The sequence below is a fragment of the Candidatus Zixiibacteriota bacterium genome (assembly GCA_034439475.1).
GTDB lineage: Bacteria > Zixibacteria > MSB-5A5 > GN15 > FEB-12 > JAWXAN01.
In genome coordinates this window covers 1-12,671 of the sequence record JAWXAN010000076.1, presented here as the reverse complement: position 1 = coordinate 12,671, position 12,671 = coordinate 1, and the positions used below count along the sequence as shown (strand labels likewise).

At 48.9% G+C, this 12,671-nt stretch carries 6 protein-coding genes and 1 tRNA gene; 4 read left to right on the top strand and 3 right to left on the bottom strand.

Annotation, left to right across the window (positions count from 1 at the left end):
• Positions 1 to 6: 6 nt before the first annotated feature.
• Positions 7 to 657, bottom strand: a complete 651-nt coding sequence (locus SGI97_10800) for a CDP-alcohol phosphatidyltransferase family protein (GenBank protein MDZ4724372.1) — start codon at positions 655 to 657, stop codon at positions 7 to 9.
• 468 nt (positions 658 to 1,125) lie between these two features.
• On the opposite strand from SGI97_10800, the gene SGI97_10795 reads away from it, so the two are divergent.
• The 3 genes from SGI97_10795 to SGI97_10785 are packed head-to-tail and all read left to right on the top strand — an operon-like array spanning position 1,126 to position 8,275.
• Entirely contained in the window at positions 1,126 to 3,957 is a 2,832-nt protein-coding gene (locus SGI97_10795) for a TonB-dependent receptor (protein MDZ4724371.1), read from the top strand.
• Positions 3,958 to 3,978: 21 nt separating this feature from the next.
• Positions 3,979 to 7,254: a hypothetical protein gene (locus SGI97_10790; protein ID MDZ4724370.1), complete on the top strand. Its 3,276-nt coding sequence runs from the start codon at positions 3,979 to 3,981 to the stop codon at positions 7,252 to 7,254.
• Between the two features lie 19 nt (positions 7,255 to 7,273).
• The gene (locus SGI97_10785; GenBank protein ID MDZ4724369.1) at positions 7,274 to 8,275 is read left to right on the top strand and encodes a PorV/PorQ family protein; all 1,002 of its coding nucleotides are present in this window, start codon (positions 7,274 to 7,276) and stop codon (positions 8,273 to 8,275) included.
• Positions 8,276 to 8,467: 192 nt separating this feature from the next.
• Here SGI97_10785 and SGI97_10780 read toward each other — a convergent pair.
• Positions 8,468 to 8,539 (bottom strand) — tRNA-Glu (locus SGI97_10780).
• 550 nt (positions 8,540 to 9,089) lie between these two features.
• Here SGI97_10780 and SGI97_10775 point away from each other — a divergent pair.
• Positions 9,090 to 11,645: an ATP-binding protein gene (locus SGI97_10775; GenBank protein MDZ4724368.1), complete on the top strand. Its 2,556-nt coding sequence runs from the start codon at positions 9,090 to 9,092 to the stop codon at positions 11,643 to 11,645.
• Between the two features lie 589 nt (positions 11,646 to 12,234).
• Here the strand turns inward: SGI97_10775 and SGI97_10770 are convergent.
• The coding region (locus SGI97_10770) for a VCBS repeat-containing protein (GenBank protein MDZ4724367.1) at positions 12,235 to 12,671 on the bottom strand (437 nt) is incomplete at its 5' end.

The following is a 12,671-nucleotide window of genomic DNA, read 5'->3' as shown; positions in this document are numbered from 1 at the left end:
GTTGACCTAAAAATATTCTCTGAAAAATCCGCTCACATAGATAACAAGCAAAATACAGGTCAGTGTAACTCTGACCGTTCGCTTTGCTCGGCTATCATCATAAACCGGCGGTCTTTTATTTCCCCTTAAAGCAACAAAGATCACTCCATAGTTGATAAGCGAGAATGCGACCAGAAGGCATGTCACAATTGTTGTAAGCCTTATCCCAAAAGAATATTCAACAATGTAACTCACTAACAGTATGACAATCGCAAAGAAAGTGTATTTGCCTGTCAAATTAGAAGGCAAGTCTATTTTTCTCTCGCGCAGCAGAAGACTCGCCGCTATAAGAATCAACACATCGCGAGCTATGATTACGGTCGCAAGCCAGAGCGGGAAATTGCGGTACAGTATCAGACAAACTACAAGTATCGCAGCAAAGAGTTTATCGGCCAAGGGATCGAGGGCAATTCCAAGGCCTGAGACTTGTTTTGTTTTCCGCGCAAGATAGCCATCGAGCCAGTCTGTAAATCCGGCAAGGAGACACAGTCCGAGGCTTATTGCTGTGCCTCTTCCGTCGCCGTTGCTCAAAAAATATCCTATCAGCGGCGCGATTCCTACACGCGATAGACTGATGAGATTGGGCAGTGATTTCAGATGGTTAATCTTCGGGATCATAATTCAAAATACATCGCGAACCATTTACGGCAAAGGATTAATACTTTTGATTGAGAACATTCGCTCCAAGTTGTTCTTTTTGAATAGCATTATAGTTTTATAATTGACAAGGAAAGCCCTTAACACCAAATTAGCAATGGTACTGTTTTTTGTATACGCGATTCGGTCAGAGGCCATAACTAAAGAAATACGTTGGTCTTACCGATAAATAAAGGGCAAGTGTGCAAATGATAGACAGCTGTTCTGGTTGGTTTCTTTAGGATGGGCAACCCTATCGGGAGGAGTTTAAACGAAACGATACGACTCATACCACCTCGTGATTTTATTAACCCCCCACACAGTAAACAGGATCGCAAAACAAACAGGCATGACAGGCGGATTCCTGCATGTTTTCGAAGTCTGAACGTATAATCAAATAAACATGTATCATGGTTTGTAAACAGCTTTCTAATAGAGGAGTGAATTACTATGAAACGTAAACTAATGGCAATCACATTATTTGTGATGTGTCTGGCCTCGGTCACGGCTTGGTCAGCGACTACCGGTCGAATTACCGGAACAGTTACCGATACCCAGACAAAACAACCACTTATCGGCGCCAGTGTGGCCCTCGTGGGAACCACCCTCGGCGGGATAACGGATGAAAATGGCAGATACACGATTGCAAATGTCCCTGTTGGCACTTATAAACTGCGCATCTCCTCTGTGGGATACGGTACTGTCGAAGTGGACAATACTTCAGTCTCCGCGGATTTGGTGACCTATGAGGATCGAACTCTCAGTTCAAGCGCAACTGATATCGGCAAAACTATCCAAGTTACAGCCGAAGCTCCGCTTATTATTAAAGACAAAACGTCATCAATCAGCATTGTCAAGCGTGATCAGATACAAGCCATGCCCGTTCGCGGGGTAAACCAAATCGTCGGAATCCAGAACAGCGTCGTCAAAGTACGTCCCTTTGGCGGAACGGTAATTCGAGGCGACCGCGAAGCTACGAATGGCTCTGAGATTACGCTCCGTGGCGGGCGACCCGCTGAAGTTGCTTATTTTGTCGACGGTTACAGCACACAGGACCCTCTTTCAGGGACCAATACTGCGTCGCTTAGCAACAATGCGATAAAGGAAGTTACCGTGTATGCCGGTGGATTCTCCCCTGAATATGGCAACGTCTCATCGGGTGTCGTTAATACAATAACGAACTCCGGAGGCGATCTCTACAAGGGATCGTTAGAAGTTCTCTCAGACAATATCGGAAGCGATAACTTTGACCAGAATTGGTATAATGCAGACCTCGGCGGCCCGATTCCTGGTACTGAAAAGGCTTTCTTTTTTGTTTCGGGCGAGAGACGCTATTGGGGCGACCGCGCGCCGTCTTCCATTACCAATGATTTCCTCCCCGGCGGTTCTTATCGCTTGCCAAACAATAATCTTGAAGGATTTTCTCTTCAAGGCAAAGTAAACTATAAACTGACACCAAGTTTCGAACTGGCAGTCAGCGGAACCGGCTCCCGCGATGAGTGGCGTGAGTACGTCCACTCGTATCTTTTTAATGCCGCGCACATGCCCTACTACGATGATCGTCATCTCGGCCTCAATACCCGAGTGACCCACACGCTGAGCGCGACAACATTTTACAACCTCAGCGCATCGTACAGTACGACCCAGCGATTCCGCGGCGATGGAGTCCTCCGCAAAGATCTCGCCGCCTATACTGTTCCCGGCGGTAATCCACGATTTGAAGATGCAAGTCTATTCTGGCTGGGTGATGACCCTTCGACATCGGGCGACGACGGTCACGTGTACGATGACTATCTCAAACGGAAATCAGCGTATGTTGGCTTACGAGGAGATATTCGAAGTGATATCAACGAAGAACACTCTTTACTTTTAGGATTTGAGCTCCAGCGACACACACTACGCTATTACGATCATCTCTTTCCCGCGCAGGAAAATTCTGATGGAACTCGAAACACTACAGATATCGACCGCTTCGGCTATGATGTAAACGGCAACGAGACCGATGGCGGTGGAAAGCTTGGATTGGATGGCCCTAAGCATCCAATTAACGTGGCCGCATACGCTCATGACCGTTTTGAGTGGCGCGGATTGATACTCAGCGCCGGGCTTCGTTTCGACTATTTTGATTACAAAGCCAAACGCATCAAGAATCTGGAACGTCCTTTCGATCCGGACAACACGCCCGATCCACTATCCGCGGTGCTCGATGCTGGCGACCTTGAGGAGAGCGAAAAGTTTACACGGCTATCTCCGCGGCTTGGCATTGCCTTTCCGGTAAGTGACCGCACACAACTGCATCTTAACTTCGGAAAGTTTTTCCAACGTCCAAACCTGGTTCAACTTTACGTCGGTTATGATTACTATGAGTACAAAGTCACTTCGGGCGGCTATTACTACCCAATCGGAAATCCGAATCTTCGTCCCGAACGGACCACTGCCTATGAAATAGGAATGTCACAGAGTTTTGGAGACAACACGACCCTCGACATCAATGCCTTTTACAAGGACATCCTTGATCAGATACAGGTCTATAATCAGGCGGCCTCACCGCGCAACTACTCCAGCTTTAAAAATAGCGACTATGGAACGGTAAAAGGTCTTGAATTCAATTTGACCCAACGCGCGCAAAACAATATAGCCTTCGGCGTGAAGTATACTCTGCAGTACGCCAATGGCACTGGTTCGTTCGCCAACACGGCTCGTAACTCGGCTTGGACAAACGACAATGCTCCCAAGCAGCCGGCCTCTCTCGAATATGACCAGCGGCATAGCCTTATCGGTAATATTGACTGGCGTATGGGCGAGCAAGAAGGACCTGCATTTGCGGGCGGGCATCCGTTCGAAAACTTCAGTTTCAACGTACTACTATACGCTGGAAGCGGATTGCCGTATTCACCGCAGGGTGTTTATAATGAAGTTACCTTGGCCAGCGTGACACCCACTCCGACGGATGTTCGGAACTCGGTCTACATGCCCTGGACGTCAACCATTGATTTCAAAGCCAAAAAGAGCTTTGCCTTGGGACGTTACACGATTGCTCCCTACATTCAGGTCAACAATCTGCTCAATCGGGATAATGTTATCGCAGTGTACGAGTCGACAGGACGACCGAATACGACCGGCTGGCTGTCAACCGAAGAGGGCGAAGCCTTCAGCGAGACTTTTGCTGAGGCTGATGCTTCGGGACTAAACGGTGAACAGAAATATAATCTTAAAGAAAATAACCCTCTTAACTACGGTCCGCCACGACAGATATTTTTCGGACTTCAGCTCTCATTCTAATGGAAGGGATGGAAATATATAATGGATTATAAAAGACATATCACGCTCTCGGTCTGTCTCTGCGCCATTACGATAATGGCGGTTTCTGCTATGGCAGGAGCCCCCTTTATCAAAAAGCCGGTAAAATCGGCTTCGGCTCTCGATTCAGATACGTATATCAATGCCAATCGAATCCTCATGTTGGTAGCCAACGACGGAGTTTTTGGAACCGACTTGGGATCGTCTTTGGGCAAAACGGACGGTTTGTACTTCCCATACAGTAGTGTGGAGGATATTACCGGAGATATTAACACAACAACAGTGGTCTACGCCTCAGGACTCTGGATGGGGGCTCTGGATTCGGCCAGCGGCGACACGGTCATAACTATTGCGGAATATTCTGAAGAAAACACTCCCGGTCGAATGATTGATTCCACATTCGATCCTTCAGGCTTGTCCGATCCCGCTTACCGGGTCTATAAGATCTACTCCGATAGTCTCGCGGGAAACCCGAATGCAGATTACAATGAGTGGCCAGTTGCGCAGGGCGCGCCAGTCGATTTGCTTGGTCTTCCTGCAATTATAGGCGATCAGATGCTCTGGTGCGTCTATAATGATGCAAATCCCGCGGCTCACACCAACAATGCTGGTTCAACGGCTCCGATGGGCGTTGAAATTCAGCAGTCGACCTTCGCCTTTGACCGACAAGGTTCGCTTGGCAACATCGTGTTTATTCGATTCAAAGTGCATAATCGGGGGTCAAAAACCCTTCTGAACACATACGTCTCGCTTTGGGCAGACCCTGATCTTGGCGGCGCGAGCGATGATCTCGTAGGAAGCGATACCCTCCTTTCGCTTGGATATTGCTATAATGCGGACGACGACGACAATGCCTATGGTTCAACGCCGCCGGCTGTGGGCTATGACTTTTTTCAAGGGCCACTCGATTCTACGGGGAATCCGGCTGACACTGCTCTGATGTGGGGCGATACCCTCGTAGGATTCAGAAACCTTCCAATGTCGTCATTCAATAAGTATATCAATGGAACCGATCCTCAGAATTATGCTCAGACCTACAACTATATGCAAGGCTTGAATGCCGATGGCACACTCTACACATATAACGGTAATCCGACCAAGTTCTTTGTATCGGGAGACCCGGTTACCAATACCGGAGACCTTGATGCCAATCCGGCCGACCGACGGTACATGCTTTCGACTGGCCCATTCACATTTCGTCCCGGCGACAGCACGGAAATCATTGCGGCCATTATCGTCGCGCGCGGCGGTGACAGATTAAATTCAATAACGCAACTCAAGACCATAGATGTTCGCGCTCAACAGACGTATGCTAATGGGTTTGTTACCGCCAAACCACCTGCCACGCCCGTGGTAAGTGTGGCAACAGGGAATCAGACCATTACCCTGAGCTGGACAGACACATCCGAGGTCGATCCCGGAGCCTATCCATTCGAGGGATACGCTGTCTCCCAATCGCCGAACGGATCCGATTCTTGGACTCCGCTGTCAGGAATGACTTTCGACGTTGTCAACAATGTGAACCGGTTCATTGATACGATGATCGTGCCGACTGGCGCCAGCGCTGACACTGTGGCATTTGTCACAAGGCAGTTGACAAACCAAGGGCTCAAGCGGACTGTCACAATTCGCCAGGATATGCTTGAGGGCGGACGTCTCAGAAATCTGTCGACATATTATCTGCGGGTCGAGGCATTCAGCTATAATCCGGGTCATGTGGGTGATACGACCGAGTTCGGGGCTAAGGAACTCGTCAGCGAAAAGGTGGTCAAGGTCGTGCCCCAGCGAACGCCCGCAAACATCGAATATAGTTTCGGATTCGCTGACACAATAGCCTACGACAATTCGCTCGCCAATTCCGATGGCCAGGTTATCGCCTTGGTTACAGACCCATCGGCTCTGACTGGCCATACGTATAAAGTCTCTTTCAGCATGGATAGCATTTTCACGGCTATCTATGATTCGCTCATCATAACCGACACCATCGCCATAGATACCTCAATCGGAATGGTTTGGCATCTCGTTGACTCTACTACAGGTGATACGTTACTGACTAAGCAGACAAATTATAGCGGTAACGATGATTATCAAGTTGTCGATGGAATTCTGGTGAAGGTCATAAATGCCCCCGTCGACTTCAAAAACTTTGAAGTTGTCGCCAATGCCAGCGGACCGTTGGACCCCTCTGAAAGCGGCGCTTTTGCCAGCCAAGGTTTTCCGGTTGCTGACAATCCCGGAGATAACCAACAAGTCGGAGATGGACATTGGCTTATCCATACCGGAGATAATGGAGGCTCAGCCGATGGTGGCACGCGAGGAGACTACACGAGCTTCTTTAATAGGACAACCCGAAACGGATCAAATTTCACACAGATAAGCGTCGATGATTATGAAATACGATTCACCGGCGATCCGAACAATCCGGGAGTCGAAGGCGGATATGCATTAGATTTCTTTGGAGGTTTTGGATTCTGGGTACCATTTGAAATCTGGAACATCGGCAGTGGGACACCCGGTGACTCAAGTGATGACTTCCGCATGGTGCCCTACGTCCTCAATAACTTCGACGACAGCACATTTAACCTCGAAAGCTGGGGCAGTAGCGGTACAGCCGCGGACACAAGCCGTAGAGGTGGATATGAGCATTCGACGTCTGGCGCGGACAACGATCCCTACACTGATTGGGTCTATTGGTACCGCTCTGACGATAGCTCAGCTGGTGAAACTGGCTATTTAGCCGCTGAAGCCGAGATTATTGCCGGTACATATGTCGGAGACCGCGAGCATGAGGTTTTTGCTCGAATGGTTCTTGTAAACTGGAACGGTGGACCTATGCCGCCATTCAATCAGGATATGCCTGAGCAAGGAACGATTTTCCGCATTTCTACCACAAAACCGATTCTACTGAACGATGTCTTTGCCTTTACATCAACTGCTGGAAAATTAGTCACAGGCGATGATCGCCTGAACAATGTCAAAGTGGTTCCCAACCCATACTATCTCTTCTCCAGCTACGATGCCAGTACGTTTAGGCGGGCGGTCAAGTTCTCGAATCTACCCACTGAATGTTCTATCAGCATCTATACCCTGGCTGGTGATTTCATGCGCCGACTTGACAAGAACTCACCTGAATCATTCATGGATTGGGACATTGAGAACGCTGATGGCATCCCTATTGCCTCAGGCATTTACATCTATGTTGTCACGGCGCCTGGAATGGGACAGAAGATCGGCAAGATGGCGATCTTTACCGAAGAAGAACAGCTGAGAACTTATTGATTCTGGAAGGATATCACCAATGAAGTATAAATATATTACAATCGTGAGTGTGCTTCTGGTCGCAGGCTGTACTTCAGTCTTCGCTGGAAGCTCACGCAAAATAGGAACGGCAGGAGCGCAGGAGCTTCTTTTGCCTATAGGCTCGCGCGGCACTGCCATGGGCGGGGCTGTCATTGCCAACAGCTACGGTCTCGAGTCAATTTTTTGGAACCCGTCGGGTCTTGCATCGCTTGAAGGCTCCGAAGCCATGTTCAGCCATCAAACCTATCTGGCCGATATGGATGTGAACTTTGGAGGTGTCGCGACAACGTTCGAATCTTTCGGAACGGTCGGTGTGACTGCCAAAGTTCTTTCAGTGGGTGACATAGAGGAGACGACCGACCTTCAACCTGACGGCACAGGGAATATTTACGCCCCAACACTGACAGTTATTGGCTTAACCTACGCCAAAAACCTTACTGCCAGTGTTGCTTTCGGCGCAACGGCAATGTTCATCAATGAGAGCATTTTCCAGGTCAACGCCCGAGGAGTTGCTTTTGATTTTGGAGTTACCTATAGACCAAATTGGAACGGAGTAACCCTCGGTATCGCGATAAAGAATTACGGTCCAAGCATGAGATTCAGCGGATCCGGCTTCCAGAGGGTGCAAGGCGAGCCTGTTGATAGAACAGTTGCGAGTAACAGCGCCAGCTTTGAGCTCCCAAGCTCTGTGAACCTTGGCATGGCCTATAATTTCTTCAATAGCGAAAAAAACTCGGCTTCACTTTCGGGGAATTTCCGCTCTAATAATTTCTCCGAAGATCTGTGGCAGGGTGGCGCTGAATACTCTTTCAGCAACCGCTATTTCCTCCGGGGCGGCTATAACTTCTCCTCGGCCAATCAATACCTCTACGGGCTTTCGCTCGGCGCAGGATTGAACTTTGCCGTAGGTGAAGAATCCACACTCTCACTTGAGTATGCCTGGAATGAAACAGAAGTCTTTGATGACAATCAGTACTTTACACTGAGAGTCGGCTTCTGATACTGTACTAATTATAACATTGAATAAAATCGGGTGTCAGAAATGGCGCCCGTTTTTTTGTCATCACTTACCGAACAAATATTTATTAATGATAACACCTGCAACAATGACAATAATGAATTGCATAAAAGCATCTGGGTAGTTTAAATCGACCCACAGGGATGAGCGATCCAAACTACCCAGAATATGCTTTAGCGGTACGGGGGATCGAACCCCGGTTAAATGGCTGAGAACCATCCGTCCTAACCACTAGACGATACCGCCCGATCAATGCGTAATGCTAAAAGAGCAACATGTGAAAATACAGAGTATTATATAATTATGTCAAGCTGTGCGAAGTTCATGCAATGCAACGAAGTAGGAGAACCGTCTCGGTTAATGCCAAGAGGAATAAGCAGTTACTCCTCGTCACTTTTTGAATGTTTTTCCAACGATTTATCAAAAATATTTATTTGACGAATATGCCAGATGAGCGCCATTATGGCATATGTATGTCGTCATAATCCCAAAGCCGCCCCAAACGGCCATGCAGCAAGAGGTTTGAGTAATTCCTGTGCGGCTCGTGGGTAGTGCCGAACCAGAAAGTTGACATACAGCCGCAAGCCGGTCGGGCCAAATGAGGCCGGTGCGCCCCATTAACCCAATTGAAACTAAATTACAGTCTCCAAACGAGTGTGCGCCTTGGCGTGTGTATAAACACTAATGGCAAAGTCCCGACCACACAGTGGTTAGCCCTTTGTTTTAAATTTGCATACAAATACAGTCGGTCTATATTTGCTCCCCATGTGAACTATTATTCAGGGAAAGGGACCCAGTGGCAAAACAGCCAAAAGTTAAGAAATTAAGAGAATTATCTTTTTCAGATATAAATTATCGCATTGCTTTCAAACCCCCGCGTGTCCGTACCTCCAACGATGTCGAGGCCAAGTACGATGTTATCGGACAAGGACGAGCTATCGAAGCAATAAAGATGGGGTTGAGCGTTCAAAGTATCGGCTATAATATCTTTGTGACCGGGTTCTCCGGTACAGGCCGCTCTACAACAATAAAGCATCTCCTGGAACAGCTCGAACATAAGAAACCCGAACTCAACGATGTCTGCTATGTCAATAACTTCAAAAACGTCGATAATCCCCGGGTTGTCATTTTCAAAGCAGGCGAGGGAAAACGATTCAAAAAAGATATGGGATATCTTATCGACTCAATTCGCAAAGTTGTCCCGAAAGTATTTCTCTCCGAAGACTACAAAGACCGCAACAGCAGGGTGGTCCGCGAGTACGAAGCCCGTCAGAAGAAATTGATTAACACCTTCGAGGAAAAACTCACCGCCGGGGGCTTTGTGATGGTCCAAATCCAGTCTGGTATGGGCACTCGCAACGAAATACAGCCGCTTATCGACAACGAGCCGGCCTCTTTGGAAAAACTCGAGCGCCTCTCCAAAGAAGGAAAATTCGCCGCGGCACAGCTCGATGAACTGAGACGAACATGGGATTCCCTGAGACGCGAGTTTGACCAGACAACAATTGAATCAAAAAAACTGAGCGCCAAGCTCGAAGACGCGATCGATAAGCTCAATAATTCCATGATAGCGCCGCTTGTGACCGATAAAGTCAACCTGCTCCGCCGACGTTACCCCCATGAGAGGGCGCTCGTTTACCTTGACGAAGTCGAACAGGCGCTGACCGAAGACCTCGACAGGTATAAGGAAGCCCAGCCTCGTCGTGGCGACGAAGAGGCGCCGGTCTATCGCAAACGCGAGCCGTTTGAGGAATTTTCAGTCAACTTGATCTTGGACAATTCCGAGACTACCGAAGTCCCAATCATCATTGAGAAATTCCCATCCTATAAAAATATGTTCGGCTCGCTTGAGCGTGTGGTAGACAGATTCGGCTACTGGCGCACCGATTTCACCCGTATTTTTTCAGGGTCGATGTTAAAAGCCTCAGGCGGTTTTCTGGTTATCAATGCGCTGGATCTTCTTACCGATCCCGCAACATGGGTTCCGCTTAAACGCGCGCTTCGAAACGGCGAGATGGAAATTACCGGAGGCGATGCATTTTATATGATGGCAGGCTCCAGCATTAAGCCTGAGCCCGTTCCGCTAAATGTCAAAGTTGTCCTTATTGGCGAGAGCTACATTTATAGGCTGCTGCTCAACTGGGACGAGGATTTCCGCAAAGTCTTCAAAGTCAAAGCTGAGTTTGACCATGTCATGCCACTCAACGATGACAACATGGAGGATTATTTCCGATATATCAAACGTGTCATTGAAGAGGAAAAACTTCCGCCTTTTGACCTCTCGGGGATGCAGGCCGTTATCGAGTATGGCCGTCGTATGGCAGGACACAGGGAAAAGCTTACCACCCGCTTCACCGCAGTTGCTGACATTATCCGCGAGGCCGCATTTACATGTGTAAACGAGCGAAGTGCAGGTATTATCACCCGCGACGATGTCTATACCGCGATTCAGAATATGCGCACTCGTGTGAATCTCATCGAAGACAAAATTCAGGAATTGTTTGACTCCGAAACGCTCATGGTCTCAAGCTCAGGGAGCGTTGTCGGGCAGATAAACGGGCTGTCGGTTTATAACCTCGGCGATCATGCCTTTGGCCGTCCCACGAGAATTACGGTGAGCACATCGTGGGGAAAAGCCGGGATTATTAATATCGAACGCGAGTCTGATCTGTCCGGGCCGATCCATAACAAAGGTGTGCTTGTTCTCGGTGGATATCTGAGGTCCACTTTTGCCCAAAACAAGCCTCTCGTGCTTTCGGCTTCGATTTCATTTGAACAATCGTATAGCGGCGTCGATGGCGATTCGGCCTCTTCGACTGAAATGTACTGCATTCTATCATCACTTGCCAATCTGCCCATAAATCAATCAATAGCCGTGACTGGTTCGATGAACCAGCGCGGAGAGATTCAACCGGTCGGCGGTGTGAATGAAAAGATTGAAGGATTTTTCGATGTCTGCAAAGCGCGCGGATTATCTGGGGTGCAGGGTGTCATGATACCGCATCAGAATGTGGCGGATTTATTGCTCCGACCCGATGTCGTCGAAGCCGTAAAAAATAAAAAGTTTCATATTTATCCGGTCGAGACAATATCTCACGGGATCGGAATCCTCACCGGTATTCCAGGCGGAATGGCCGAAGCCAACGGCACATTCTCACCGGGTTCGGTGCTTCAAAAAGTCGATGAGAAGCTGCATACTATGGCGATTGAATCCGACCGCTTTGGCCGCGATGTTGACGATAAGAAAAAAGCAGAAAAGTCGAAAAACGGCGACTGTGAACCTGTCGTCCGACGTCCCGCCGCCAAGGGGGTGAAGGTGAAAGCAAAAAAAACTCAGAAGAAGCGGGGATAGGGAACACTCCGCTATTTCAGGTCTCTTCGCTGCGGGGCAGTCCGCCGTGGCGGACCGCACGAAGTCATTAACACAGCAATTTCACTATAGATTTTCCTGCAGGCCATCTTTGGCCTGCAGCATCTGTAAGATCACACCGCAAGCAGTGTGGTACAAGACTCAGAGCAGACATTTCGCGTAGGGTATTGCAATCCGCCGTGGCGGATGCCTGACTTTCAAACGTGTCGGGCGAGGGCGCCCCGACACCACTTCAGACATAAGTAGGTCAGTCCGCGCCGTGGCGGACTGGAATGACATTGTGACGGGTTCTCCGATATTCGTAGGTCAGTGACCCTTCGGGTCCTGACAACTTTAACTTCCGTGTCGGTTCTCTTTTCGTTTGGCGCGCTACAGGGACGTCCCGCGCGAAGAAAAAGATGGCCCCCTGCTTTCCCGCCACGGCGGACAGGCGCTGGGGTGACATTTCCAATGAGTCGTTGCGAGTCCGCCGATGGCGGATTAGGAGTGGCGTGGCAATCTCAGTTCTCTGTTCATTCCGGCTCCTACCGACAACACCACCCATCTCACGGTTACACCATTCCCTGCTGTCTCACTGACAGGCCGCCGGCGGAGCAAGCGAGATAAAGAGATGATCGATGAGCGCTGTCAAATCAGATATGTCGACTACACCGCCAAGATCGCCATCAATGTTTGCCTCGGCAGAACAGCACAGCGGAGCCAGTGATATAAAGAGATTATCAATCAATGCCGTCAAGTCAGATATATCCGATATGTCAGCCAGATCACAATCGACATTGCCCGTTAATCCAACACAGCAGGCCCTATTAATCAAAATCGAGACACTGTTGGAAGAGAAATTCGCGACGGCCAGATCAGGCTTCCCGTCCCCGTCAAAGTCGGCGGATGTAACTGAATAAGGATTAACTTCCACCCCGTAATTCACCGCTGACGCAAAGGTTCCGTTGCCGTTGTTTTTCAGGATCGAGACATTGTGGGAGCCTGTATTCGCGACCGCCAGATCAGGTT